Source organism: Ideonella paludis, from assembly GCF_018069865.1.
GTDB lineage: Bacteria > Pseudomonadota > Gammaproteobacteria > Burkholderiales > Burkholderiaceae_C > Ideonella > Ideonella paludis.
On sequence record NZ_JAGQDG010000008.1, the window covers coordinates 186489 to 211386 of the forward strand.

Genomic DNA, 24898 nt, shown 5'->3' on the forward strand with positions numbered 1-24898 from the left:
GGCAGACTTGACGCTACTCATACTCAATGGTCAGCGCTGGCGGTGCCGTCAGGGATTCACGGCTGCCGAAAACCAGCGTGTTGGCCTCGGTGTTGGGCACGCGAATCAGCACGCCATAGTTGATGTTCGGGTTTGCCACCCAGTCGTTGACCCAATCCTTGGCGTCGAACTCCACCACCGTTCCTGCCTTGGAGTCCTTGGGCAGCGTCTTTGTGCTTGGCTGAAGCGGCGTGAAAACGCCGGCCCCCGCGAAAAACCAGTTGTCCGATGCAGTTCGCTTCGTCCAGGTGACGACGCTTTCTTCCCAGGCGCTTTCATTGCGGCGCGCATAGAGATCCACGGCACGCGGTGTCGGGGTGTCGCCCGCCAGCCCCTCAAAGGTCAGCCGCAAAGTGGCGGACTTGATGGTCTTGTTGGCGGCAATGCTGCTGGTGTCGAACAACATCACCAGGCGCAGCTCCTTGGCGCTGTTGAGCGCCCTGAGCGTATTGGAGGCGCCATCATTCAAGGTGGGTGAGGCCTCCGACAAGGTCGCGTCGGCCGCGGGCACCAGGGTTAGCTGCTGCTGCGGCAAGGTCCAGCCGCAGGGCGGGTGAAAGCTCACCGTCAAGCGGGGGCGCAGGGCTGGGGTCGGGTAGTCGCGGCTGGCCAGGCTCAGTGACTGCATTTTGGTGCCGCGCAACAGCACGCCTTGATTGGGCCAGCGCCCCTTGACCCAGCCGTCGACCAGCTCCGTCAGGGGCCAGTTCATCCAACCCAAGCCAAGGGTTTGCGCCGAGACAATGATGCCAGGGTGGGCATCTCCTGCGCTTTGCACCCAGGCGTTGGTGCCGTCCCGGCTTCGGGCGGTGGCTTGCTCGGTCCAGTCACTTTGAATCCGATGCGCATTGACCGAGCCGCTGCCTTGCAGCTCAGTGATGCGCGCGCTCAGCAGTGCGGTGCTGATGTGGCTGCCTGCGGGGATGCTTTGGAGGCCGAAGGCCAGCAGAGCCTCATGCGCGCCGGGCTGCACGCTCAAGGTGGGGGCGGTCGGCTCGGGGCTGTTGACGCCAAGCTTCAGGCTGGTATCCAGCCCCTCAGGCTCTGCCTGCAGCACCAGGGTTTGGGGCGTGGCGCGATGCATGACCACCTTTTTGCGTTTCAGCACCACACGGGCAGTCCCAAAGCGGCCCTCTGAGGTGATGTCCAAGGGGCTGCCGTCTTTTTCGGAGGCAAAGGCGCTGTAGCTGGCGCCGTCGAAATTCGTATCCGTGATCGGCTTGTCTGCCACCGGATAGTTGCCATTGCAAGCTGCGACATGGGCTTCATGCACCACGCGGTGCAGGCCGGCCTCCGCCGCCGCGCGGGCCTTGTGCCAGTCTGCGTGCCGCGCCTCGCCTGCCAGGCTGAGGTGGCTTTCGCGCAGCGTCAGGTACGCAGCGCCCGCCACCATCGACAGCAAGAGCAGCACCGGCAGCAACAAGAAGCCATGGGCGCGCCGCTTCATTCCAGCAGGCCTTTCATGCGAATGGCCTGGGTGAGCGCCATGCTGTCGGCCCCATCGGCTCGGCTCAAGGACACGCTCATCAGCACCATGGGCGCATCCAGCGCACTTTGGGTGTCAGGCAGGCTGACCGTCAGGCGCTCGACGCGCTCAGCAATGACCTCGCCTTGGCTGCATGAGGTGTCGCCGGAGGTGGTCTCGACCAGAGCTTTGAGCTGGTTGATGCAAAAGCGTGTGGGCGCAAGCCACAAGCCGGTATCGCCATCGGCGGCGGGGTACAAGGTGCTGACGGTGGCGGCGTCTGCGGCCGCACGCAGCCGTTGCATCACAAACGCAGCCTCGGTGCGCTGTTCGCTGGCACCGCTCAATTCGGCCTTGCTCTCGGTGGCCAGGCGGGCCACATGGACCAGGGCCGCCAACAACAAGGCGCCCATCGCAGTGGCCAAGCACAGCTCGATCAGCGTGAAACCGCGCTGCTGTGGCGGAGGGAGGCGAGGCGTTGTCATAGCCACTTGGAGCGCAAGGCGCTCAGCCCGCTGCCGGTGGCGTCGCCTTCCCAGGCCACGCGGATGCGCAGCAAGCCGGTGTCCGTGACAGCGACATCACTGCCGTTGGTGCGATAGATCGTCACGACGCGTCGGGGCGAGCCGACAGGGTCTGACAAGTCCAGGCTGACCGAGGTCTTGGTGTTGCCCCCCAGCGTATAGGTTTCGGCCAGCAGCACGCTGTAGGGTTTGGCCAAGACCTCCTCCAGTTTGCTGTGCAGCGCGAGCGCCTGCTCCGCCTGCGTGTCAGCCACTTGTTGGCCCATCAGGCCTGAGCTCAGGGCATTGAGTGCGGGCGCCAGCAACACAGCGACCATCACGGTGGCGAGTACGGCCTCGACATAGGCCAATCCTTTGTCGCTGCGCATCCTCATGGCCCACTCACCCGCCCTGTGGCGGGCCACAGCGTCAGGCTCTGCTGCCGCTCGCCCACACTCAGCACGACCTGGCTGCCAAGCGTGGGAGTGCCCTTATCCTTTTTGTTGGCCACGTCGCAGGCCTCGCTGAGGGCGCCACTGGCATCAAAGACCAGGCCTTGATAGCTTCGATTACCGCCCACCAGCACCTGAGCGTTCAAGCTCACCGAGCGGGTGTGCTGCTGGCTCGTCAAGTCCAGCACGAAGTTGCGTCCCGTCCGCGGGTCCAGCAAGGGGTCTTTGGGCTCTTTGCAGGTGCCCAGGAGCAGCTTGACCGTGTTGGCTTGGGTTTCCATGTCGACCAGCACCGGGGTGCCGCGCTGCAGGGCTTCTTGCCGCGCGAAGCGCAGGGCGGCGCGTACCTCAGCCGTGGCGGTGTCCAGCCGCTGGGGCTCTTGCGACGAGAGCTGCGGAATGGCGGAGGCCGCCAGTGCGGCCATCAACACAATCACCACCAGCAACTCGGCCAGGGTGAAGCCCTGGGTGCGCATGACGGGTGGCTCTTCAGGGCTCAGCGCAGCGAGTAGGCGCGGCCGTCGGTGGCGGTGGCGTTGCTGTCCATCACAAACTGGCCTGACGTCGTGTCATAGGCCCAACCCCCCGCGCTGCCCGACGCGGTGAGAGGTGCCCCCGTCGAGGTGACCCTGATCTCGGTGACCTCGCTGCCGCGCTGGTTGATGGGGTCGTCCGGAATGCCTCTGCGCACATAGGGGCCGTACTTGAAGGCGCCGCCGCCTTGTGTGCAGGCTTGGCCTGCGGCATTGGTGTAGAGCGTGAGCTGATCGACAAAGGCCTGCGCGCTGTCCGCGGCGCCGGTGGCGGCGTTGCCTGCCGCACAAGTCCCGCCACTGCTGGCCTTATCGCCCGGGTAGCTGCCGTGCTGCGCCTTGTACAGCTCAATGGCATTGCGCATGGCCGCCAAGTTGGCGTCCAGAGCGGCCTCTTGGGTGTCGCTGGTGGCACTGTTGAATTGCGGGATCACGATGGCCGCCAAAACGGCCAAGATGATGACCACGATCAGCAATTCCACCAGGGTAAAGCCACGTCGCAGCACGTGGAGGGCAGTGTTTCTCATTTCTAGGGCTCCGCAATTCTTGAGGCAAAGGGCGCAAGATGCCTCAGAGGGGCTATCGGCGCTCTGGGCGCAAGGCTTGAGTGCAAACAGGGTTTGGCCATGCAAAAGGTCGCAAATGGCAGCATCTTCATGGCTTTAGCGGATGGCCCGGCTGAGCTTGAAGATGGGCAGGATCAAAGAGGCCACGATCAGGCCGATCAGGGCGCCCATCACCAAGAGCATGACTGGCTCGGCTAAGCGGGACACCAGGGCCAGACGTTTGGCCAACTCACGCTCATAGTGTTCGGCAATGCGCGTCATCACCGTGGCCAGGCTGCCGGTGCGCTCGCCGGTGTGGATCATCTGCTGCACCATGGGCGGCACAAAGCTGCTGCGCTCAAAGCCCTGGGCCAGGCCCGAGCCCTCGGTGACTTGCTGGCGCAAGTCCAGCAGAAAGCCGCGAAACACGCGATTGCCGACCAGGTCTTGGCACGCCTTCAGGGCTTCCACCAGCGGCACGCCGTGGCTCAGCGACATGCCCAAGACCCGCAAGGTTTGGCTGAGGTAGACCTGCACGTAGATCTGGCGCAGGCCCGGAAAGCTGAGCTTGAAGCGGTCGATGCGCAGCCGGGTGTCTTCCTGTCGCCACAGCAAGACCGCCAGCAAGCCCAGCGTGGCCGCCCCGACCAGCAGCCAAGGCCAGTGATGGCGCAGCAGCTCTGAGAGCTGCATCAAGAAGCGCGTGCTCCAGGGCAGTTGGTCGTGGATTTGCTCGAACAGCGCCGCAAACTTGGGGAAGACGCCCACCAGCACAAAGATGATGGTGCCGGTGGAAAACAGCGTCAGAAAGGCGGGATAGGACAGGGCCGAGGTGAGCAGGCTGCGCAGGCGCTCGCTCTTTTCGTCCAGGTCCAGCAATTGCCGCAGCACCTGCGGCAAAAAGCCGCCACGCTCGCCGGCCGCCACCAAGGCCACATAGGTGGCCGGGAAGAAGCCGGGGTGCTGGGCCATGGCCTGAGACAAGGGCTGGCCTTCCAAGACATCGCTGAGCAGGCGCTGCAGCACGGCGGCCATGTCGGGGTCGTGCTCTTGTTCGCTCAGCTCACGCAGGCCCTCATGGAGGCTGACCCCGGTCTCTTGCAAGAGCAGCAGCCTCTCAGTGAACAGCAGGCGCTCGGTCAAGCCCAGTTGTCGCCAGCGCAGACCTTGAAGACCTGCTTGTGGAGGGGCGACGGACTCCACTCGCGTGCTGCTGGCGCTGGCTTGATGAAGTTCGATGGCCATGGCTCAGGGTGCTCTCTCAGGCATCGTGAATCACACGTGCCACTTCTTCCAAGGTGGTGCGCCCTTCCAGGGCGCGCTGCACACCGTCGTCGTACAAGGTCTTCAGGCCTTGGGCTTTGATCACCTGGCCCAGCCGCTCTCGCGAGGCACCCTTGGCGACCTCGGTTTGCAGCACCTCGTCCATCACCAGCAATTCATGAATACCGAGCCGGCCTTTGTAGCCCGAGTCATAGCACTCGCCACAACCGCGGCCGCGGGCCAGGCGGATGGGCTGCTCTGTGCTCCAGCCATGCCGGGCGACGATCTCTGGCGTGGCCAAAAATGAGGTCTTGCAACTGGGGCAAACCTGGCGCACCAAACGCTGGCCGACCACACCGACCAAGGCTGAGGCCAGCAAATAGGGCTCCACGCCCATGTCGGTGAGACGGGACACGGCGCCCAGTGCATCGTTGGTGTGCAAGGTGGACAACACCAAGTGGCCGGTAAGCGCCGCCTGCACCGCGATTTCGGCGGTTTGCTTGTCGCGGATCTCGCCCACCATCACCACGTCCGGGTCCTGGCGCAGCACGTGCTTGAGCATGCGGGCGAAGTTCAGGCCAATGGCTTCGTTGACCTGGTTCTGGTTGATGATGTCGAGCTGATACTCCACCGGGTCTTCAATGGTGACGATGTTCGTCTCCATGCTTTTGAGGTGGTTGATGGCGGCATAGAGCGTGGTGGTCTTGCCGCTGCCGGTAGGCCCGGTGGCCAGGATCAGGCCGTGGCTGCGGGTCAGCAGGTGGCGGAAGGTGTCCAGGTTGCCCACGCTCATGCCCAGCTTGCCGACATCGAGGATGGACTGGTTTTTGTCCAACACGCGCAGCACCACTTTCTCGCCGTGGATGCCGGGCAGCGAGGAGAAACGCAGGTCCACCGTGCGGCCTTGAGTGGCCACTTGGATGCGGCCGTCTTGCGGCAGGCGGCGCTCGGCAATGTCCAGGTTGGCCATCACCTTCAGGCGCGAGACGATGGCCGGGTGCAGCTCGGCACGTGGCGTCATCACTTGGTAGAGCACGCCATCGACCCGGAAGCGCACACGCGAGCGGCCGCGCGTGATTTCGATGTGGATGTCGCTGGCCTTGTCGCGAATGGCGCGCTGGATCAGGCCATTGACCAAGTTGATCACCGGGCTGCCGCCCGCCAGGTGGTCGATCTCGGTGTAGTCGTCGGGAATCTGGCTCTCGATCAGCTCCAGATCGTCTTGCTGGGCCTCCAGCAGCTCCGGCGTGAAGTCGGTGCCGTCAAAAGCCTCGGCCAAGTGGCGAACGATGTCCTCGCGCCGGGTCAGCACCACCCGCACGCTCAGGCCGGTCAGGGCGGTGATTTCGTCGAAGACCGGAATGGCCTGGGGCTCAGCCGTGGCAACCGTGAGGGTGTGGTGCACCTTGAACAGGGGCAGCACTTGCAGGCGCCGCGCAGTGGCTTCAGGCAGCAGGGCGGCGGCCGACTTTTCATACAAACCGGTGCGCAAGCTCACGGTGGGCAAGCCCAGTTGCTCACCCAGGGCGCTGAGCAGGTCTTGTTCGCTGATCCAGCCCTTTTCCACCAGGATTTGACCGACCCGCCGACCGCTTTCTTGCTGGGCTTGCACGGCCAGCGCCATGCGCTCCGGGGTCAGGAGTTGGCGGCGCAGCAGGATGTCGCCCAGGCGGCCCAGCGCCGAGGTGGCTGGGCTCGGTGGGGCGGTGGCACTGGGGTTATCGGCCGCGGCCAAGGAGAGCTGCTCTGCGCAGCCGGTCAGCCCAATGATCTGCTTGACCAAGTCGTTGGCATTCACCAGCTCCAGCTTGCCGCCGAAGGCGCTGACTTGAGCACTGGTGTCGAGAAGAATCTCCAAGGCCCGACCGCCCACGGCCTGGGTGCGGGAGAGGTCCAGCACCAGTTGGATGTGGCGCGCGGCCAAGCAATCGCTCAAGGCCGACTGCAGGGCTTGCAGCGCGGCGTCTTGAATCAGCGAGCCCGGCGGTGACAAATACGTCATCGCGCCGAAGCGGCTGGTGGCGATGCTGTCATCCATGCGCGGAGGCGGGGGCGGGCGTGGTGGGGGCGCGGCGGATGTTGAAGCGGCTCATCCACTCGGGCGGTGGGTCGGTGTCGCAAAGCTGTCGGAAGACGGCCACGACACTGGGGTCGAGCTGGGTGCCGCTGACGCGGTCGATTTCGCGCATCGCGTCTTCATGTGGCCGGCCGGCCCGGTAGGCGCGTGAGCTGGTGATGGAGTCGTAGGTGTCGGCCACCGCAATGATGCGGGCATGCAGCGGAATCCGCTCCCCCTTCAAGCCATGGGGGTAGCCGGTGCCATCCCACTTTTCTTGGTGGTGACGGGCGCCGGGCACGGCATCAGCCAGATAGTCGATGTGGCGCAGGATCTCGTAGCTGCGCTCGGGGTGCACCATGATGAAGGCGTACTCATCGGGCGTCAGGCGGGCAGGCTTGCACAGCACGGCGTCAGGGATGCCGATCTTGCCCACGTCATGCAGCAGCGAGCCCCAATAGAGGTTCTCCAGGTCTTTGTCGCGGATGTCCATGGCCCGGCCAATTTCCATGGAGAGGTGATGCACACGCTCGCTGTGGCCGCGGGTGTAAGGGTCTTTGGCTTCCACAGCCTCCACCAAGGCGGCGGCCATTTGGCGGGTGAAGTCGGAGAGCTGCTGCACCATGGACATCGCTTGCACCAGCCGGGTGAGCTGGCTGGCCAACACATCGGCCAAGCGGCGGTCGCTGTTGCTGAAGTCGGGCTTGTGGCGGTGGTTCAGCAGCACCAGCATGGCATCTACATGGTTCTCGCAGCGCACGGGGCAGGCGAGGATCTTGTAGGGCATGTCGGTGAAGATGTAGGCCCGGCGCGCGTCGGCCATGTCATTCATCACCAAGGTCTCGCGCGTGGCCTGCACAAAGCGGTAGAGGTCGCCGCGCATCTCCACCAGCACCAAGTCCAGGTTGTGGATGGGCTGGCTCAGCGCCATGGCCGAGATGCATTGGTTTTTATTGGGTCGCACAAAGGCGACCACATCCACGTCCAGATGGTTGGCGCAACTGCTCAACAGACTTTGGATGACCACCTCTTGGGAGCCGTGACGGCGCACTTGCTCGTCCACGCCATAGACCAAGTGCAACTCGTCATAGCGCTCGGCCAACTCGGCGGTCATGCCATTGAGGTCGGCCTTGAGCTGCAGCTCATCGGCCATGGCTGTGGCCAAGTCGTCCAGCGCTTCAGCCATGGCGTCCATGTCCGTGCTGTGCTCGGCGTCGCTCCACGGGATGACCAACCACCCCACAAAGCGCCCCGATGCATCCACGGGCCGATAGGCCAGCCGTTGCCCGTCCGCCAGCGCATCCACACCCAGGCCACCACCCTCAAAGCGCCAGCGCAGCGCCCCGCCATGATGCTGGGGCAAGGCTGCAGCCAGCTGGGTCGAGGTGGCATCGTCGGCCGACCACACCGGCAGGCCTTGTTCATCGCAGATCACCAGGGCCGTGGCCGTGGGGCTGGCCCGCTTCCACCAGCGGTGATAGCGCGGCAGATCGAGATCCCGTAAAGAGAGTTCAGCCATGGAAATCTCCGAATCCAGTGACGGCTTCGTGCGTCAGGGTGTTGACCAACAGACGTGGGCTGATGGGCTTTTCCAAGAAGTGCACCCGGTGCAGTGCGCCCACCCAATGGCGCTCTTCGCGTTCGGTCATGGAGGTCATCACATAAATCGGGTAGTCGCGGTGCGGCCACTCGGCTTCAATGGCTTTGACCAGCTCGCGGCCATTGAGGCGGGGCATTTGGATGTCGGTGATCAAGGCGGTGGGCGGCTCGCTGGTCTTGCGCAGCCACTCCAAGGCGACCTGGCCGTCGGGTGCCCAGGTCACTTGCCAGCCCGCCTTCTCCAGCGTGAGCTTGAGAACCCTGGCGATCGGGGGCTCATCGTCCACGATGAGTATGTGCTTCATGCGTTCGCTCCTTCTTGGTAGAGCGCGGGTATCTTGCGCAGGCGGAGGATGAACTCCGTGCCGACGCCAGCCTGGCTTTGCACCTTGATGGTGCCGTGATGCAGCTCCACAATTTGGCGGGCCAGATACAGACCCAGGCCATGGCCGCTGCGGCTGCTGTCGCCGACGATGCGGTAGTGCTTGTCAAAGATGTGCGGCAGATGCTCGGCCGACATGCCAATGCCGGTGTCGCGGACGCGAATCTCCAGCGTGTCGTCATCCACTTCGACCGCGCTGAGCACCACCTCGCCGCCAGGCCGGTTGTATTTGATGGCGTTGGACAAGAGGTTGTTCAGGGCGATCCGCAGCAGGTCTTTGTCCAGTGACGCCTGCCCCAGGTTCAGGGGGGCGTCGATGGTGAAGCCCAGGCCTTGGCCGAGCGCGCTTTGGCGTTGGGCCTCAAAGGAGCTGTGCAGCAGGTCATGCACATTCACCCGGGCCGTGCTGAGGCTGATGGCGCCGGTCTCCAGCTTGGAGATGTTGAGCAGGTTGTTGATCAGGCTGCTCATGCGGTCGACTTCCGCGGCAATCACGTTCACCGCTTCAACGCGCAAGGCCTCATCGTCGCCGCCAGAGTCCAGCAGCAGCTCGCTATAGGCTTTGAGGCTGTTGAGCGGGGTCTTCAGCTCGTGCGAGACATTGGCCACAAACTCGGCACCGGCCGCCACGGCCATGCGCTGGCGGGTGGTGTCGCGCACGGTGATCAAGGTGCCATAGACCTGGCTGGCATCGTTGGGCGCCACCAAGGGCGTGCCGGCCAGCTCCAGGCTGCGGGCGGTGTCACCCGTGACCTCTACCTCCACCTTGGCGGGCCGGATCTGCGGGCGGCTGTGGCTCAGGCGCTGGCTTTGGATAAAGGCCAGCACCTCGGGCTGTTCACACCATTCGTGCGGGGCGTGGCCATAGATGCTGCTGGGTTTGACGCCCAGCAGCGGCTCGATCTTGGCATTGGCCAGCGCAGGCAAGCCTTCGCCATCGAGCACGATGACGCCATCCGGAAAGAGGTGAATCACCGCCTCGGCGCGGTTCTTTTTGTAGGCCAGCAAGCGGTGCATGGCCAGGGTCTCCAGGCTTTTGCCCTCCAAGCCCTTGAAGTGCTGCTCGCAGACTTGCAGGCTGTGCTGAAAGTGCTGGGCAAAGGCTTGAGCGCCTTGCCAGCCCGTGGGCACAGGCAGGCCTTTGAGGTCCAGCCTTGCGGCCCAAGCCTGCAAGGCGGTTTGCATCTGCACCAGGGGCTTGGCCTCTTTGCGGGTCCAGAGCAAGACCACGCCCATCAGCAGCGCAATGGGCAGAGTGAGCGCCAGACGGGTGCCCGAGGTCAAGGCCGTCCAGCGCAGGGTGGGCGGTGCGTAGCCCAAACGGACAAAGCCTGCCAGTGCCTCTTGGCGCAGCACCGGGGCTTGGAACTCCAGCCATTCGCTGTGGTGAGACTCGTCATGCCTCTGCTGGCTGGAGAACCATTGCGCCGGCTCGATGGCCAGTGCCGAGGGCGGCGGCTTGACGCCAGGGCGCGTGGCGCTGGCCTGGGTCTGTCCGTCCGGGCTGACCCACAGCACATAGGCGAGGTCGCCCTCGGCTTGGGCGCTGAGCAGGCTGTCCAAAAAGGCGCTTCGGCCTTGGGTGCCGTTGAGTTTGTCAGGTGTCAGGGCGGCCAGGCAGCGCGACAGCAGCAGGCCCTCAGAGCGTTGAGCCTGGGCGCGCTCCTGCAGCTCAGCCTGGGCCGAGCCCACGCCGACGGCGGCCATGGCGCACAGCGTCGCCACCACCACCCACAAGCCCGCACGATCGAGTTTCATCATTCCTTTGCCCAGTCTTGACCCGGCTGGCGCCCCAAAATGCGCCAGCCCCTGTGTCGTCTTCGGCCCGCCGGCGCCAAGCTTGAAGCGCACAGGGGTCGAAGCCCTTCTAGGCTAGAGGGAAATGCAGCGATGCGGTGGGGGGTTAAGCGGGGCGAAGCGGCCTTTGTTCAGCGCATGAAAAACGGCGCCCGCAGGCGCCGTGAGGTGTGCATGCCCGCGTGGGGCTGCGGGTATTCAGTGGCGGAAGTGCCGCACGCCCGTGAAGACCATGGCAATGCCGCGCTCGTCGGCGGCGGCGATCACCTCGTCGTCGCGCATGGAGCCACCGGGCTGGATGACGCAGGAGGCCCCGGCGTCGACGACCACATCCAGGCCGTCGCGGAAGGGGAAGAAGGCGTCGCTGGCCACCGCCGAGTTCACCAGGGTCAGGCCAGCGTTCTCAGCCTTGATGGAGGCGATGCGGGCGGAGTCGATGCGGCTCATCTGGCCTGCGCCCACGCCCAAGGTCATGCCCCCGGCGCAGAAGACGATGGCATTGCTCTTGACGTACTGGCCCACGGTCCAGGCAAACATCAGGTCTTGCAACTGCTGCGCCGTGGGTTGCAGCTTGGTGACGACCTTCAGGTCGGAGGCCTTCAAGAAGTGGTTGTCGGCGGTTTGCACCAGGATGCCTGAGCCCACGCGCTTCACATCCTGCGCATTGCGGCCTTGGTCCCAGGGGCGGGTGCCGCCGGGGGGCAGGGCGATTTCCATCAGGCGCACATTGGCCTTGGGCGCGAAGATGGCGCGGGCTTCGTCGGTGAAGGCCGGGGCCATCAGCACCTCGACGAACTGTTTGGCCACCAGCTGGGCGGCCGCCGCATCGACCGGGCGGTTGAAGGCGATGATGCCGCCAAAGGCGCTGGTCGGGTCGGTCTTGAAGGCCTTGCTGTAGGCCTCGGCGGCGTCCACGCCCACAGCCACGCCGCAGGGGTTGGCGTGCTTGATGATGACGCAGGCCGGGGCCTCAAAGCTCTTGACGCATTCCCAGGCGGCGTCGGCGTCGGCAATGTTGTTGTAGGACAGCTCTTTGCCCTGCAATTGCTTGCCGGTGACCAGCGAGCCGGGGGCGGGGAAGAGGTCGCGGTAGAGCGCGGCCGTTTGGTGGCTGTTCTCGCCGTAGCGCAGGTCTTGCACCTTCACAAAAGTGCTGTTCATCTGGGCCGGGTACTCGGCCAGCGCGCCATCGTCTTGGCGGGCCGACAAGTAGTTGCTGATGGCCGCGTCGTACTGGGCGATGCGGTTGAAGGCGGCCACGCTGCAGGCAAAGCGGGTCTTCTCGCTGGTGCGGCCCTGGGCCTTCAACTCAGCCAGCACGCCCGCGTATTGGCCGGCGTCGGTCAGCACGGTGACGTCTTTCCAGTTCTTGGCTGCCGAGCGCACCATGGCCGGGCCGCCGATGTCGATGTTCTCGATGGCGTCTTCCAGGGTGCAGCCGGGCTTGGCGACGGTGGCTTCGAAGGGATAGAGGTTGACCGCCAGGATGTCGATGGTGGCAATGCCGTGCTGGGCAATCGCGGCCATGTGCTCGGGCAGGTCGCGGCGGGCCAGCAGGCCACCGTGGATGGTGGGGTGCAGGGTCTTGACGCGGCCGTCCAGCATCTCGGGGAAGCCGGTGTGCTCGGCCACCTCGGTGACGGGCAGGCCGGCGTCAGCCAGCAGCTTGGCAGTGCCGCCAGTGGACAGCAGGCGCACGTTCAGGGCGTGGAGTTCGCGGGCAAATTCAAGGATGCCGGTCTTGTCAGAGACCGAGATCAGGGCGGTGAGTTGAGCCATGGAGAGGGCCTAGAGTTGGATTGAAAAACGGATTACTTGATGAGCTTGTGGTCCAGCAGCTTGCGGCGCAGGGTGTTGCGGTTGATGCCCAGCCATTCGGCAGCCTTGCTTTGGTTGCCTTCGGCTTGCCGCATCACCACTTCGAGCAGGGGCTTTTCCACGGTCAGGATCACCATGTCGTGCAGCGAGTGCGGCTCGGCGCCGTGCAGGTCGGCGAAATACTGGTCCAGCGTCTCGCGGACGCACTCTTCAATGCTTTTCTTGCTCATGGTGTCTGTCAGGGGCGGCAAGCCGGGCGTTTGGGCGCTCAGGCTTGCAGTTCAAGTTCGTCGTGAGGGGCGGCCTGCGCCACCGGCAGCCGCAGGTGTTGCTGGGCCAGCTGTGCAAAGTAGTCGCTGACGGCCTGCCACTGGCTTTGGCTGTCGTCCAAAAGATTCATGGTTTGCCGAAAGGCTTCGCCACCGGGCAGGCCTTTGACCGCCCAGCCAATGTGTTTGCGAGCGCTGCGCACGCCGGCGTCCTCGCCGTAGAGGCTGTAGTGGTCGAGCAAATGCTCGGTCAGCCAGTGATGCACATCGCGTGTCAAAGGTGCTGGGCGCAGGCTGCCGTGGGCCAAATAGTGGGCAATGTCGCCAAAGATCCAGGGCTGGCCTTGGGCGGCACGGCCAATCATCACCGCGTCGGCGCCCGTGGCCTGCAAGACTTGCGCGGCCTTCTCGGGCGAATCGATGTCGCCATTGGCGACCACCGGGATGCGCAGCGCCGCTTTGACGGCCGCGATGGTGTCGTACTCGGCCTGGCCTTTGTAGCCTTGCTCGCGGGTGCGGCCATGCACGGTGACCATGGCCACCCCGGCGCTCTCCGCCGCGCGGGCAATGCGCAGGGCATTGCGCTCGCTGGCGCACCAGCCGGTGCGCATCTTGAGCGTGACGGGCACCTGGTGTGGCGCGCAGGCCGCCACCACGGCTTCCACAATGGCCAGCGCCCCCGCCTCATCGCGCATCAGGGCCGAACCCGCCCATTTGTTGCACACCTTTTTGGCGGGGCAACCCATATTGATGTCGATGATCTGCGCGCCGCGGTCGATATTGTAGGCCGCCGCTTCGGCCATCATGGCGGCGTCGGTGCCGGCAATCTGCACGGCAATGGGGCCGGGCTCCCCTTCGTGGTTGGCGCGTCGCGAGGTTTTCAGCGAATTCCAGAGGTCTTTGCGCGAGGTGACCATCTCGCTGACGGCATAACCGGCGCCCAAACGCTTGCAAAGTTGCCGAAACGGGCGGTCTGTCACCCCGGCCATCGGGGCGACGAACAGCCGATTCGGCAGTGCGTAGGAGCCGATGTGCATGGTAGCGAGGCAGAAGAGTTGCTGAAAAAGGAGGCAGAAGTATAGCCGGCCCACTGCCGCAAGCTCTGATGCCCGGGGGCCACAATCGAGGCCATGGAAGTATGGTTGACGCCTCTGCTGGAGACCCTGGCACTGCCCTCGGTGGGATTGCCTGCGGTGTTTGTGATCTCGCTGCTGTCTGCGACGCTGTTGCCGCTGGGCTCAGAGCCTGCGGTCATGGCCTTGGTCTCGCTGGACCCCAGCCTGTTTTGGCCCACCATCGCCGTGGCCACGCTGGGCAACACGCTGGGCGGCATCATCAGCTGGTGGATGGGGCGCGGGGCCGAAGAGCTTTACGAGCGCACCTATGAGAAAGTGCGCCATCGCTCGCCGAGTGAGCTGCGCGCACTTGCTTGGCTCAAGCGCTTTGGCCCGAAAGCCTGTTTGCTGAGTTGGCTGCCCGTGGTGGGTGACCCGCTGTGTGCGTTGGCCGGCTGGCTTCGCCTGGATTTTTGGCCTTGCGTGCTCTATATGGCGATTGGCAAGTTCATTCGATTCACCGTCTACACCGCCGTGCTCTTGTGGTGGTTTCCCGGCTTGTTGACCGTGGCCTGATAGCGCCCTGCTAACGACACAAGTACATGCCATAGGCTGCGATATCCCGCTATAGTCGCGCCCACTTGTCCGCTCACCAAGAAGTCGTCGATGTCCGTCCACACCCCCGCCTATGACGCGCTAACGCGCACCTACCGTCAGATCCATCACTTCTCCCACCTTCAAAGCATCGTCTCTTGGGACACGGCCGTGAACATGCCGCCCCAAGGCAATGACGCCCGTGCGGCGGCCATGAGCGAGATGGCCACCTTGCTGCACCGGCTGCGCACTGATCCCGCCTTGGCGCAGCACCTCGCGCAGGCCCAGGCCGAAGCGTTGGACGACGCCCAGCGTGCCAACTTGCGCGAGATCCGTCGCGACTGGACCATGAGCAACAGCCTGCCCGAGCGCTTGGTCGAGCAGCGCTCGCTGGCCACGGCGCGGTGTGAGCATGCGTGGCGCAGCCAGCGCCCCGCCAACGATTGGGCAGGGTTTGCGCCCAACCTCAAGGCCGTGCTGGCCGTGGCCCGCGAAGAGGCGCAATTGCTGTCTGAGCGCAGCGGCTTGGCGCCCTATGACGCGCTGATGGATCTGTATGAGCCGGGCATGCGGGCCAGCACGGTGGAGGCCGTGTTTGGCGATGTGCGTCAGTGGTTGCCTGGCTTGATCCAACAGGTGATGGCCCGGCAGGCCCAGGAGAAGGTGATTCAAGCGCAAGGGCCCTATCCCATTGCGGCACAAAAAAGCTTGTGTCAGCAGGTGATGCGCCTGCTGCAGTTCAACTTTGAGGCGGGTCGCCTGGATGTCTCCACCCACCCCTTCTCGGGTGGGGTGCCGGAAGACGTGCGCATGACCACGCGCTTCAAGGAGGATGATTTTCTGCAAAGCCTGATGGCCACCATCCACGAAACGGGGCATGGCCGCTATGAGCAGAACCTGCCGCGTGAGCTGTTGGGCCAGCCGGTGTCCTGGGCCCGCTCCATGGCTTTGCACGAGAGCCAGAGCTTGTCCTTTGAAATGCAGTTGGGCAGCCATCCGGGCTTTGCGGGCTTGTTGGCACCCTTGGTGGCTCAAGCCTTTGGCGAGCAGCCGGCGTTTGAGGCGGGCAACCTGCACCGCTTGATGACGCGGGTCAAGCCGGGCTTGATTCGGGTGGATGCCGACGAAGTCACCTACCCGGCGCATGTGATCTTGCGCTTTGAGATTGAGCGAGCCTTGATCAGCGGCGAGGCCGAGGTGGAGGACATCCCCGCCATGTGGGATGCCTTGATGCTGGAGTTGCTGGGCCTGGACACCCGCGGTGACTTCCGCAACGGCCCCATGCAAGATGTGCACTGGCCAGAGGGCATGTTTGGCTACTTCCCTTGCTATTCCCTGGGGGCCATGTATGCGGCGCAGTGGTTTGCCGCCATTCGCCAGGCCCACCCCGACCTGGACGCTCGTATTGCGGCTGGCGATTTGACCGTGGTGTTCGACTGGTTGCGTCAGAACATCTGGCTGCAGGGCAGCCGCTGGACTACCGATGAGCTGGCCGTGCGCGCCAGCGGTGAGACGCTGAACCCGGCCCACTTCCGTCGTCATTTGGTGACGCGCTACCTGGGCTGAGCATGGGCTGATTGCCGCCAGCCGCCCAGCAAAAAGGCCACCGCATGCGGTGGCCTTTGTGTTGGGGGGCTGTGCCTCAGCGTCAGGCGGCAGCAGCAGGGGTAGCGCTTGCAGCCTTCTTGGCCGGGGCACGTTTAGCCGCAGGCTTGGCAGCCGCTTTGGCGGCAGGCTTCACGGCCTTCTTGGCGGGGGCGGCAGCCTTCACGGGTTTGGCGGCGGGCTTGGCAGCAGGCTTGGCCGCTGCGGCCTTCTTGGCAGCCGGCTTCTTGGGGGCGTCGACCTTGCCACCCAGCTTGGCCACGGCCGCGCTCAGGGCGTCGACCTTGGCATGCAGCTCATCCAGGTCTTGGCGGGTGGGCACACCCAACTTGGACATGGCCTTGGCGGTGCGGCTCTCGAAGATGCCTTCCAGCCTGTCCCAAGAGGCACCGGCCTTGTTCGTGACTTCACCGGCCATCGCGCTCATCTTGCCGGTGACTTCGCCCAGGCGGTCTTCGGCCACGCTTTGGGTCTTGCGCTGCAGGTTCACACCCTCTTTGACCAGGGCTTCAAAGACCTTGCCGCCTTCTTCCTGGGCCTTGGCAAAGGCGCCCATGCCGGCCAGCCAGATCTGCTGGGCCGAAGCCTTGACGGCGCCGGCCAAGCGGCTGTCCAGCCCGTCCAACACGCCATCCAGCATGCCTGCGGGAGCGGCGGCCTTTTGCTCGGCCATTTTCTTCAGCTTCTTGACCATGATGACTTTCCTCTCAAGTGGTGATCTGGTGGAGATGCCTGATGGCAACTCGGATGAATGCAGTGTAGGAGCGGGCGCCTGGGGACTACATCCTAATTCCCTAGAGTGAGCCATCTATCTGGGGTAAGCGCGCACAAAAAGCCACGGGGCGCAGGCTGACAATCTGCTGCATCCACTGATTCATTGGGTTTGGAGACTGGCATGCATTATTTCGTGACTGGGGCAACGGGTTTCATTGGCAAGCGCTTGGTGAAGAAGCTGCTGGCGCGCAAAGGAGCGACCGTGCATTTCTTGCTGCGCCCGGGCAGCGAGGGCAAGGTGCCCGACCTGCTGAGCTTCTGGGGCGTCTCCAAGCAGCGCGCCATTCCGGTGATGGGCGACTTGACCAGCCGCAAGCTGGGCGTTGCGCCTGACGTGATCAAGAGCCTGAAGGGGCAAATCGACGCGGTCTACCACCTCGCCGCCGTCTACGACCTGGGCGCCGATGAAGACAGCCAGGTGCAGGTCAATATCGAAGGCACGCGAAACCTGGTGGAGTTTGCCAAGGCCGTGGATGCGGGCCACGTGCACCATGTGTCTTCCATTGCTGCGGCGGGTTTGTATGAGGGCGTGTTCCGCGAGGACATGTTCGACGAGGCCGAGAACCTCGACCACCCGTACTTCATGACCAAGCACGAGAGCGAGAAGATCGTGCGCACCGAATGCAAGCTGCCTTGGACGGTCTACCGCCCGGCCTTGGTGGTGGGTGATTCGGCCACCGGCGAGATGGACAAGATCGATGGGCCGTATTACTTCTTCAAGCTGATCCAGCGCATGCGCCAACTGCTGCCGCCCTGGATGCCCACGGTGGGCCTGGAAGGCGGGCGCATCAACATCGTGCCGGTGGACTTTGTGGTCAATGCGCTGGACCACATCTCGCACAGCAAACATGAGCTGAAGGGCCAGTGCTTCCACCTGGTAGACCCAGTGGGCTATCGCGTGGGTGATGTGCTGGACATCTTTGCCAAGGCGGCACATGCGCCCAAGATGAACCTGTTTGTGAATGCGGCCTTGATGGGCTTCATCCCCAAGAGCGTGAAGAAGGGCCTGATGGCGCTGGCGCCGGTGCGCCGTGTCTATAACGCCGTGATGAAGGACTTGGGCCTGCCCGAGGACATGTTCACCTTCATCAACTACCCCACGCGCTTCGACTGCCGCCAGACGGCCGCAGCGCTCAAGGGCAGTGGCATCGAGTGCCCCAAGCTCAATGACTATGCGTGGCGCTTGTGGGACTACTGGGAGCGCAACCTTGACCCCGACCTCTTCATCGACCGCAGCCTCAAGGGCTCGGTGGGTGGCAAGGTGGTGCTGGTGACGGGCGGCTCGTCCGGCATTGGCTTGGCGGCGGCCATCAAGTTTGCCGAGGCCGGGGCCATCACCATCATTTGCGCCCGGGGCGAAGACAAGCTGGCAGAGGCCGTGGCCGAGATCAAGGCCAAAGCCGGCAAAGAAGCTCAGGTTCACAGCTACTCGGTGGACATCTCGGATGAGGCAGGCTGCGCCGCCTTTGTGAAGACGCTGGAAGAGGTGCACGGTGGTGTCGACTTCCTCATCAACAACGCGGGCCGCTCCATCCGCCGCGCGATTGAAAACAGCTACGACCGCTTCCACGACTTTGAGCGCACCATGCAGCTCAACTACTTTGGCTGCCTGCGCATCACCATGGGCCTGCTGCCCGGCATGGTGGCCAAGCGCAAAGGCCATGTGGTGAACATCAGCTCCATTGGCGTGCTGACCAACGCGCCGCGCTTCTCGGCCTATGTGGCCTCAAAGGCCGCGCTCGACGCATGGACGCGCTGCGCCAGCAGCGAGTTTGCCGACCAGGGCATCAGCTTCACCACCATCAACATGCCCTTGGTGCGCACGCCCATGATTGCGCCGACCAAGATCTACAACAACGTGCCGACGCTCTCACCCGAAGAAGCCGCCGACATGATTGCCGAGGCCTGCGTCTACAAGCCGGTGCGCATCGCCACCCGCTTGGGCATCTTCGGCCAGGTGCTGCACGCCACCGTGCCCCGCGTGGCCCAGATCGTCATGAACACCAGCTTCCGCATGTTCCCCGACTCCGACGCCGCCAAGGGCGACAAGGCCAAGGGCGAGAAGCCCAAGCTCTCTGCTGAAGCGATGGCACTGCAGCAGATGATGCGGGGGATTCACTTCTGACGAGGTAGTCTTATTCCATGCAAAACACGGAGGATGATCCGGGTTTTGCATGGTTGTGGGTTGGGCGCGCGCTTCCATCCTTACGTCAATCTCGCCCAAAGCAGCGGCGAACAAACGACCAGAACCCACCGCCCCAAAAAATCGAGGCAGTGCCACAAGCCAGCCCACACACGGCCGCAACCAGCAAGCGGTGGTCCAACAGTTCACCGCTTCGGACTAGACGGGCAAAGAGCCATCCGCTGACTACGAATCCCAGAAGTGCAGCGGCCAGATGGCGTACCCACCAGCCTGGTTCTTCGTTGGTGTTGTTGGAAGGCATGCTTGTGGATCAACGATTGATTTCACCGAATTGGATTGGTTCGTCACGAGGTGTCCAAAGGACCGCTCGGTGAGCCTATTCATCGGTGGGGAGCAGCATTTCCCAAAACGTGATGTCGGAATGTGGATTGCTCTTGGAAATCGCCTCAAGGGTACTTTTGCGCATTGCGGTAGGCAGCGGATTCTTGGACAGGGCAACGGGATGTTCGCGCCCAAGTCCAAGTTCGAGCACGAGCGAAAAGGCTTGGAAGAAGCCTTCTGCTGAATCAGCAATCCGCCAAGGTTCCCAAACACCTTGGCCGTGAAAATCTGTCAGGATAGGTAAGCTATCTGCAGTGGTGTCGAGAATGAGGGGCTCGCCCGACGAGAGGGTGTGGGCAATGACCAGCCATTCCTGCCTCCAGTCGCCAGGGACGCCTGTACAAAGACTGATTCCTCCTGGGGAAACTGAGTACCCTATCTGTGCCGTTGGTAGTTCGGTCTCGGAATGGAGTTGAATTCCACCGTAGCCAAGGCTTGCTTTGCCTGTTGGCTGTTGCCGAAGAAGAAACAGGTATCGCTCTGGAAACATGCGTAGGTCTGGACTCGAAATTGCGGAATCGGCGTCAAGTGGTAGTTCCTTCGGACCAAAATCCACCGCCCATACTCACTATGCCGCCAGCAGCGCACACCGCTGAATGGCGGCCAGTTCCTTGTGCAGCGATTCTTTGGCGATGGCCGTGTCGTAAGCGGCTTGCCCGCGCAGCCACCAACCATCACTCAGGCCGAAGTAGCGGCAAAGCCGAAGATCGGTGTCAGCGGTGATGGAGCGCTTGCCCGAGACAATCTCACCGATACGCTGAGGCGGGACGCCGATGTCCTTGGCAAGCCGGTACTTGGTCAGGCCCAGCGGCTTCAAAAACTCCTCTTCGAGCATTTCGCCCGGCGAAACGGGTGCAACGGTGCGCATGAGAATCCTTCCTGGCCGTCAGTGACAGTCCACGATCTCGACGTCAGTCGCGCCTTCTAGCTTACGCTTCCGCTGCTCGGTAAAGCTCCACCATGGCAGCGGTGGCCCGCCATCCATGAACGAGGTGACGGACAGGAACACGTCAATCACGCACGGGTCATGTCGCACACCCGTCAGCGCACAGAGGCGTTGGTGAAGCTCGAAGGCATCTTTCCCGGTCAGGTCGGCCGGGGTTTGTATGCCCAAGATCTGCAGGTCTTTGGCACCAGCCGGGCCGATGTTGGGCAGGTCGGTGAGCCGTGTCAGGCGCGCTCGGTCGACCTTGCTTGGATGCATCAGTCTTCCAACTCCGCCTTGGCCATTTCAATGTCCAGGCGCTCCATCGCGTCCATGGCTTCACAAGCGGCGGCGTCGGCATAGAGCTGCTCGGCTTCGGCCATTTTCTTGTCGCCTTCGAGCATGACCAAGCCATTGGCGTACTCGACCATGGCGATGGCGCTGCCGGGGTTGAGCTTGAGGGCCTGCTTGTACATCTTCAGGCCGGTGGCGGCGTCGGCGCCCTGGGTTTTGCCCAGCAGCTTGCCGACCTTGTCGATCACTTCGGCGTGAAAGGCGCCCAGGGCGATGTGGGCGTCGGCATGCTTGGGCTCGAGCTTGATGGTGGTTTCCAGCGCGTTCTTGACCTTGGAGCCCAGGCCTTGGGCCAGGGCTTTGGCCACACTGATGCCTTGGCTGTAGCGGCCCAGGGCATAGGCCATTTGGTACCAGGCATTGGCGTTCTTGGGCTCGGCGGCGGCTTGGGCCTCGGCGCGGGCGGCCACTTCTTCGAACAGGGCGAGCTTGGTCTTCTCGCTCTTTTCAAGATAGTTGGCGTAGATGCTTTGGGCGCGGTTGGCCACGTTCAGGCCTGCACCACCGGCCTTCAAGCCGGCTTCAACGGCCTTTTGGAATTGGCCCGAGTGGTAGAGCGCCCAGGCGGCCTGCACAGCCTCGTCTTTGGGCCAGGGCTCGGCATCGCCCATGTGCAGGCGCGCCCAGTGCTTCTTGAGCGTGGCCGCGCTGTAGGTGTAGTCGGCGGCGTCATAGGGAAAAGCGGTCCATTTGGCCATGTGTTGTCTCCGTCTCTTTGTAGGGTCGCCCCACTGCGAGTCAGTGGGCTTCTTCACTCATTGTTGTCGGTAAGCGTTGCTGAGTTTTTGCAGGTGGTCGCGGGCGGCGGGCTCCAGATAGGGGCTGACCAGGCTCAGCACATGGCCTGCACCACGGGCCAAGGTGGCGGCGGCGTGTTCAGGCTCCAGGGCTTTGCGCGGCTCGCGCACATATTCGTAGCTCAGCCAATAGGTCAGCACCACCACCATGGCGGTGGCCGTGGCGGCGGCGTCGAGCTTGTCGAGGCGCATGGCACTGCCGCGGGCCAGGCCGGTGAGCAGGCTCTCCACGGCACGGCTCTTGTGCTTGAGCACGAACTGGAAGTGGGTTTCCAAGCGCCGGTTCTTGCTGAGCAGGTCGTTCAGGTCGCGGTACAAAAAGCGGTAGCCCCAAATCAGCTCAAAGAGCATGTGGAAGAAGAGCCAGGCGTCTTCCACATTGCGCACGTCCTCGGCGGCCAGCAGCAGCTCGTTGAGCGCCTTTTCGTAGCGGTCAAAAAGAGCGTTGATCAGCTCGTCCTTGGCCGGGTAGTGGTAGTAAAGGTTGCCCGGGCTGATGCCCAACTCGGCCGAGATCAGGGTGGTCGAGACATTCGGTTCACCGAAGCGGTTGAACAGATCCAGCGTCACTTCAAGAATGCGCTCGGCGGTACGGCGGGGCTTTTTGGTGGTCATGGAGGGGCGCAGTGTTCAGGCGCAATCTAGCACCATCCGCCCGCTGTGCCCTTGGTGGCTCTCCCTACAATGCCCGGATGCCTGCTGTTTCTTTTCAGGGGGTCGCCAAGACCTACCAGGGTGCCCGAGGCACTCTTCGAGCGCTGGATGGGGTGTCGTTTGACATTGCCGAGGGCGAGTTTTTTGGATTGCTGGGGCCCAATGGTGCCGGCAAGACCACGCTGATCAGCGTGCTGGCTGGCTTGGGCCGGGCCACCGAGGGCTGTGTCACGGTGATGGGGCACGACGTGGTGAGCGACTACCCAGCGGCGCGGCGCGCGCTCGGCCTGGTGCCCCAGGAATTGGTGTTTGACCCGTTTTTCTCGGTGCGAGAGACCCTGCGCATCCAAAGTGGCTATTTCGGCGTGCGCGGCAATGAGGCCTGGATCGACGAGTTGCTGCAAGGCCTGGGTTTGGCCGACAAAGCGCATGCCAATATGCGCCAGCTCTCCGGCGGTATGAAGCGCCGGGTGCTGGTGGCCCAAGCCCTGGTGCACAAACCACCCGTCATCGTGCTGGATGAGCCCACAGCCGGCGTGGATGTGGAGTTGCGCCAAACCCTGTGGCAGTTTGTGGCCCAGCTCAACAAGCAGGGCAGCACGGTGCTGCTGACCACGCATTACTTGGAAGAGGCCGAGGCCCTGTGCGGCCGGATTGCCATGCTCAAGGCTGGCAAGGTGGTGGCGCTGGACCGCACGGCCAACCTGCTGGCGGCGGCCAGTGGCAGTGTGCTGCGTTTCAAGACCGACGACGCCCTGCCGCCCCACTTGGCTGAGCACGCACGCATCACTGGCCGCATGGTTCAGATCCGCACCAAAGACGCTCAAGCCGTAGAGACCATGCTGGCCAAGCTGCGAGAGGCGAATGTGCGCATTGAAGACTTGGAGATCGGCCGCGCCGACTTGGAAGAGGTGTTTCTGTCCATCATGCAAGCGCCGAGCAGCCCCCGCACCGGCACTGCGCAGGAGGTGCTGGCATGAGCGCGGCCTCGAAGCCTAGCCACGGCCCGCTGGATGGCGCTCGAACCCTGTTCTACAAAGAGGTGCTGCGCTTTTGGAAGGTGAGTTTTCAGACGGTGGCCGCGCCGGTGTTGACGGCGGTGCTGTACCTGCTGATCTTCGGCCATGTGCTGGAAGACCACGTCAAGGTCTACGGCTCGGTGGGCTACACCGCCTTCTTGATCCCCGGATTAGTGATGATGAGCGTGCTGCAAAACGCCTTTGCCAACAGCTCGTCCAGCCTGATTCAAAGCAAGATCACCGGCAACATCGTCTTCTTGCTGGTCACCCCTCTGTCGCACTGGGCTTGGTACGTGGCTTATGTGGGCGCCTCGGTGGTGCGTGGCTTGGTGGTGGGCACTGGCGTGTTGGTGGTGACCGCGTGGTTCGGTTTGTCGTGGCCGGCCCAGCCGCAGTGGATCTTGGTGTTTGGCTTGCTGGGAGCCGTGTTGATGGGCTCGCTGGGCCTGATGGCCGGCTTGTGGGCTGAAAAGTTCGATCAACTGGCCGGCTTCCAGAACTTCTTGGTCATGCCGCTGACCATGCTGGCGGGGGTGTTTTACTCGGTCAGCTCGCTGCCACCGTTTTGGCAAGTGGCCAGCCACCTGAATCCCTTCTTCTACATGATCGATGGCTTCAGGCGCGGCTTCTTCGGCGTCAGCGACGCCTCGCCTTGGCTCAGCTTGCTCGTCGTCCTGGGCTTCACCGCCGTGGTGGCGGCTTGGACGCTGCGCTTGTTGAAGACGGGCTACAAACTCAGGCATTGAGAATAGCCTGCGTTGTGTGTGGGGGTGGGATCGATGCTTAAATGCAATCGACCGTCCTGCAAGCTGGGGATGTCCCGGGCGGCTCCCCAGTGAGACACTGGTAAGAAAATGTATGTCGTTGAGTAAGCCCTGGCGCCGCCTTGGGGCTCTGGTCGGTGTGGTTGAAAGCGCAACAGTTCCTTGGGAGAGGTAGAAATGTCACAGCACGTACATTCAGATCCGTCACGGTTCCATTTGTCAGAGAGCCTCCGACAACTCTGCCCTGGGATGCCGGAGTTGTTCACCGGTGATCGCTTTCTCTACGACATTCAGGCGGGCCGGCCCTACCGGTCGGCAGGCGCTGAAGAGGCGCAAGGCGCGCGCTCCGAGGCCTTGCTGCACATCGTGCCCAAGGCCGATGCGCCCCTGATCGTATTCTGCCGCGCCATTCGTAAAGAATGGACCATCTACTCAGACCATTGGCGTGGCCTGTTCAATGGCGAGGCCCATGTCTTGATGCTGGAAGATTTTTCCCGGCGTTTTTACACCGCGGGCGTGCACTCGCTGGGTAGCGACTTTGCGGCCAATATTGTGTGGATCCGGAAGCTGGCCAAGGCCTTGGGGGCGACCACGGTGCTGACTTGTGGCTCGTCTGCTGGCGGGACGGGGGCGCTGATGTACGGCTCGGCCTTGAAGGCGCGCAAGATGTTGGCCTTGTCGCCCATCACGTCCTTCAACACGGCCTTTTATGAAGGCGATCCCTTGTCGTCGCCCGACTCTCAGCGCATCAAGACGCGCCTGTTGCGCCTGCCCAAGGTGCTGCCCAAGAACAATTTATTCGATGCGCGCTTGGCGCTTTCCGACTTGGGCCCGGGTGGCCAAGTCCACGTTCATTACCCCAGCGCCATGCACTGGGACACTAAATGGGCGCTCCACGTTCAAGGGCTCAAGGGTGTGAGTCTGTTCGCGCATGGCTCAGCCACCAAGCACAACTTGCTGGATGAGCAGGCCAAGAACACTTTCTTGGACGCTGAAATCAGTGACTTCCTATTGGCGCAGGACGACGGCTCAGCCAAAACGGCGGCCGAGCGGGAAAGCGCTTTGGCTTAAAGGGCTGAGCATCATGCGACATATCCTGACTTTGAAGTGGG

At 63.4% G+C, this 24898-nt stretch carries 25 protein-coding genes; 6 read left to right on the forward strand and 19 right to left on the reverse strand.

Annotated features, from left to right (window positions below; genetic code table 11):
• Nucleotides 1-13: 13 nt before the first annotated feature.
• The 13 genes from KAK11_RS19335 to dusB all read right to left on the reverse strand — a co-directional run bounded on the left by KAK11_RS19335 (nucleotide 14) and on the right by dusB (nucleotide 13758).
• On the reverse strand, nucleotides 14-1486 hold the full coding sequence (locus tag KAK11_RS19335) for a DNRLRE domain-containing protein (protein ID WP_210811044.1): 1473 nt from the start codon (nucleotides 1484-1486) through the stop codon (nucleotides 14-16).
• Nucleotides 1483-1989 carry a prepilin-type N-terminal cleavage/methylation domain-containing protein gene (locus tag KAK11_RS19340; RefSeq protein WP_210811045.1) on the reverse strand — a complete coding sequence of 169 codons (507 nt, stop codon included), beginning with the start codon at nucleotides 1987-1989 and terminating at the stop codon, nucleotides 1483-1485. The genes KAK11_RS19335 and KAK11_RS19340 overlap by 4 nt, the downstream gene beginning before the upstream one ends.
• On the reverse strand, nucleotides 1986-2402 hold the full coding sequence (locus KAK11_RS19345) for a hypothetical protein (protein ID WP_210811047.1): 417 nt from the start codon (nucleotides 2400-2402) through the stop codon (nucleotides 1986-1988). Before KAK11_RS19345 ends, KAK11_RS19340 begins: the two co-directional genes overlap by 4 nt.
• Complete coding sequence (locus KAK11_RS19350; protein WP_210811173.1) at nucleotides 2399-2935, reverse strand: pilus assembly FimT family protein; 537 nt, start codon at nucleotides 2933-2935, stop codon at nucleotides 2399-2401. The genes KAK11_RS19345 and KAK11_RS19350 overlap by 4 nt, the downstream gene beginning before the upstream one ends.
• 20 nt (nucleotides 2936-2955) lie before the next feature.
• Nucleotides 2956-3519, reverse strand: coding sequence for a type II secretion system protein (locus KAK11_RS19355; protein ID WP_210811048.1), 564 nt, complete (start codon nucleotides 3517-3519; stop codon nucleotides 2956-2958).
• A gap of 135 nt (nucleotides 3520-3654) precedes the next feature.
• Complete coding sequence (locus tag KAK11_RS19360; RefSeq protein WP_210811049.1) at nucleotides 3655-4782, reverse strand: type II secretion system F family protein; 1128 nt, start codon at nucleotides 4780-4782, stop codon at nucleotides 3655-3657.
• A 16-nt stretch (nucleotides 4783-4798) separates the two neighbouring features.
• Nucleotides 4799-6838 carry an ATPase, T2SS/T4P/T4SS family gene (locus KAK11_RS19365; RefSeq protein WP_210811052.1) on the reverse strand — a complete coding sequence of 680 codons (2040 nt, stop codon included), beginning with the start codon at nucleotides 6836-6838 and terminating at the stop codon, nucleotides 4799-4801.
• Nucleotides 6831-8375: an HD domain-containing phosphohydrolase gene (locus KAK11_RS19370; protein ID WP_210811053.1), complete on the reverse strand. Its 1545-nt coding sequence runs from the start codon at nucleotides 8373-8375 to the stop codon at nucleotides 6831-6833. The genes KAK11_RS19365 and KAK11_RS19370 overlap by 8 nt, the downstream gene beginning before the upstream one ends.
• Nucleotides 8368-8760, reverse strand: a complete 393-nt coding sequence (locus KAK11_RS19375; RefSeq protein WP_210811055.1) for a response regulator — start codon at nucleotides 8758-8760, stop codon at nucleotides 8368-8370. Before KAK11_RS19375 ends, KAK11_RS19370 begins: the two co-directional genes overlap by 8 nt.
• Nucleotides 8757-10598, reverse strand: coding sequence for a sensor histidine kinase (locus tag KAK11_RS19380; protein ID WP_210811056.1), 1842 nt, complete (start codon nucleotides 10596-10598; stop codon nucleotides 8757-8759). Before KAK11_RS19380 ends, KAK11_RS19375 begins: the two co-directional genes overlap by 4 nt.
• A gap of 234 nt (nucleotides 10599-10832) precedes the next feature.
• Nucleotides 10833-12413: a bifunctional phosphoribosylaminoimidazolecarboxamide formyltransferase/IMP cyclohydrolase gene (gene purH / locus KAK11_RS19385; protein WP_210811058.1), complete on the reverse strand. Its 1581-nt coding sequence runs from the start codon at nucleotides 12411-12413 to the stop codon at nucleotides 10833-10835.
• 32 nt (nucleotides 12414-12445) lie between these two features.
• Nucleotides 12446-12682, reverse strand: coding sequence for a Fis family transcriptional regulator (locus KAK11_RS19390; RefSeq protein ID WP_210811059.1), 237 nt, complete (start codon nucleotides 12680-12682; stop codon nucleotides 12446-12448).
• A gap of 38 nt (nucleotides 12683-12720) precedes the next feature.
• Nucleotides 12721-13758: a tRNA dihydrouridine synthase DusB gene (dusB, locus tag KAK11_RS19395; RefSeq protein ID WP_210811060.1), complete on the reverse strand. Its 1038-nt coding sequence runs from the start codon at nucleotides 13756-13758 to the stop codon at nucleotides 12721-12723.
• Between the two features lie 93 nt (nucleotides 13759-13851).
• On the opposite strand from dusB, the gene KAK11_RS19400 reads away from it, so the two are divergent.
• Together KAK11_RS19400 and KAK11_RS19405 are read left to right on the forward strand one after the other, a co-directional pair.
• A complete protein-coding gene (locus tag KAK11_RS19400) occupies nucleotides 13852-14352 on the forward strand; it encodes a YqaA family protein (RefSeq protein WP_210811062.1) in 501 nt (166 codons plus the stop codon).
• 90 nt (nucleotides 14353-14442) lie between these two features.
• Entirely contained in the window at nucleotides 14443-15936 is a 1494-nt protein-coding gene (locus KAK11_RS19405) for a carboxypeptidase M32 (protein ID WP_210811063.1), read from the forward strand.
• Nucleotides 15937-16018: 82 nt separating this feature from the next.
• Here KAK11_RS19405 and KAK11_RS19410 read toward each other — a convergent pair whose 3' ends face one another.
• Nucleotides 16019-16669 carry a phasin family protein gene (locus tag KAK11_RS19410; protein WP_210811064.1) on the reverse strand — a complete coding sequence of 217 codons (651 nt, stop codon included), beginning with the start codon at nucleotides 16667-16669 and terminating at the stop codon, nucleotides 16019-16021.
• A 201-nt stretch (nucleotides 16670-16870) separates the two neighbouring features.
• Between KAK11_RS19410 and KAK11_RS19415 the strand changes: the two genes are divergently transcribed.
• Nucleotides 16871-18874, forward strand: a complete 2004-nt coding sequence (locus KAK11_RS19415) for an SDR family oxidoreductase (RefSeq protein ID WP_210811066.1) — start codon at nucleotides 16871-16873, stop codon at nucleotides 18872-18874.
• Nucleotides 18875-19268: 394 nt separating this feature from the next.
• On the opposite strand, the gene KAK11_RS19420 is transcribed toward KAK11_RS19415, so the two are convergent.
• The 5 genes from KAK11_RS19420 to KAK11_RS19440 all read right to left on the reverse strand — a co-directional run bounded on the left by KAK11_RS19420 (nucleotide 19269) and on the right by KAK11_RS19440 (nucleotide 21964).
• Complete coding sequence (locus tag KAK11_RS19420) at nucleotides 19269-19763, reverse strand: hypothetical protein (protein ID WP_210811067.1); 495 nt, start codon at nucleotides 19761-19763, stop codon at nucleotides 19269-19271.
• Between the two features lie 78 nt (nucleotides 19764-19841).
• Nucleotides 19842-20141 carry a HigA family addiction module antitoxin gene (locus KAK11_RS19425; protein ID WP_210811071.1) on the reverse strand — a complete coding sequence of 100 codons (300 nt, stop codon included), beginning with the start codon at nucleotides 20139-20141 and terminating at the stop codon, nucleotides 19842-19844.
• A gap of 18 nt (nucleotides 20142-20159) precedes the next feature.
• Entirely contained in the window at nucleotides 20160-20477 is a 318-nt protein-coding gene (locus tag KAK11_RS19430; protein WP_210811072.1) for a helix-hairpin-helix domain-containing protein, read from the reverse strand.
• Nucleotides 20477-21250, reverse strand: coding sequence for a tetratricopeptide repeat protein (locus tag KAK11_RS19435; RefSeq protein WP_210811073.1), 774 nt, complete (start codon nucleotides 21248-21250; stop codon nucleotides 20477-20479). Before KAK11_RS19435 ends, KAK11_RS19430 begins: the two co-directional genes overlap by 1 nt.
• Before the next feature lie 57 nt (nucleotides 21251-21307).
• Nucleotides 21308-21964, reverse strand: a complete 657-nt coding sequence (locus KAK11_RS19440; protein ID WP_210811075.1) for a TetR/AcrR family transcriptional regulator — start codon at nucleotides 21962-21964, stop codon at nucleotides 21308-21310.
• A gap of 77 nt (nucleotides 21965-22041) precedes the next feature.
• Here KAK11_RS19440 and KAK11_RS19445 point away from each other — a divergent pair, with 77 nt between their 5' ends.
• From KAK11_RS19445 to KAK11_RS19455, 3 genes are all read left to right on the forward strand, one after another.
• Entirely contained in the window at nucleotides 22042-22983 is a 942-nt protein-coding gene (locus KAK11_RS19445; protein WP_210811076.1) for an ABC transporter ATP-binding protein, read from the forward strand.
• Complete coding sequence (locus KAK11_RS19450; protein WP_210811077.1) at nucleotides 22980-23768, forward strand: ABC transporter permease; 789 nt, start codon at nucleotides 22980-22982, stop codon at nucleotides 23766-23768. The genes KAK11_RS19445 and KAK11_RS19450 overlap by 4 nt, the downstream gene beginning before the upstream one ends.
• 267 nt (nucleotides 23769-24035) lie before the next feature.
• Entirely contained in the window at nucleotides 24036-24857 is an 822-nt protein-coding gene (locus KAK11_RS19455) for a hypothetical protein (protein WP_210811079.1), read from the forward strand.
• Nucleotides 24858-24898 lie beyond the last annotated feature (41 nt).